The organism is Pseudarthrobacter sulfonivorans (assembly GCF_024391045.1).
Lineage (GTDB): Bacteria > Actinomycetota > Actinomycetes > Actinomycetales > Micrococcaceae > Arthrobacter > Arthrobacter sulfonivorans_B.
In genome coordinates, this window is record NZ_JANFCZ010000057.1 from 1 (window position 1) to 703 (window position 703).

1 pseudogene is annotated in these 703 nt (G+C 63.4%); it reads left to right on the plus strand.

The features are described from left to right. A pseudogene (locus tag NQJ30_RS18840) lies at positions 1-703 on the plus strand (pyruvate dehydrogenase (acetyl-transferring), homodimeric type); the annotation flags it as partial.

The following is a 703-nucleotide window of genomic DNA, read 5'->3' on the forward strand; positions in this document are numbered from 1 at the left end:
CGACCTGCTCGCCAAGGACGACGACGGCTCGCTCGTGAAGGTCATGAACGAGACCGTCGACGGGGACTACCAGACCTACAAGGCCGAGTCCGGCGGGTTCGTCCGCGAGCACTTCTTCGGCCAGACCCCGCAGACCAAGGACATGGTCGCAGACCTGACCGATGACGAGATCTGGAACCTCAAGCGCGGCGGCCACGACTACCACAAGGTCTACGCCGCCTACAAAGCCGCCACCGAATTCAAGGGCAAACCCACCGTCATCCTCGCCCACACCGTCAAGGGCTACGGCCTCGGACCGCACTTCGAGGGCCGCAACGCGACCCACCAGATGAAGAAGCTCACGCTCGATGACCTGAAGAAGTTCCGTGACCACCTGCGGATCCCGGTCACCGACGAAGAGCTTGAGAAGGATCTGTACAGCCCGCCGTACTACCACCCGGGCAGTGACGCGCCGGAAATCAAGTACATGATGGAACGCCGGGCCGAGCTCGGCGGCGCCGTGCCGGAACGCCGTTCCAAGCACCAGGACGTTGTCCTGCCGGAACCGAAGACCTATGAAGTGGCCAAGCGCGGTTCCGGCAAGCAGCAGGCCGCCACCACCATGGCGTTCGTCCGGCTCCTCAAGGACCTCATGCGGGATAAGAACTTCGGCAAGCACATCGCGCCGATCATTCCCGACGAAGCCCGCACGTTCGGCATGGAC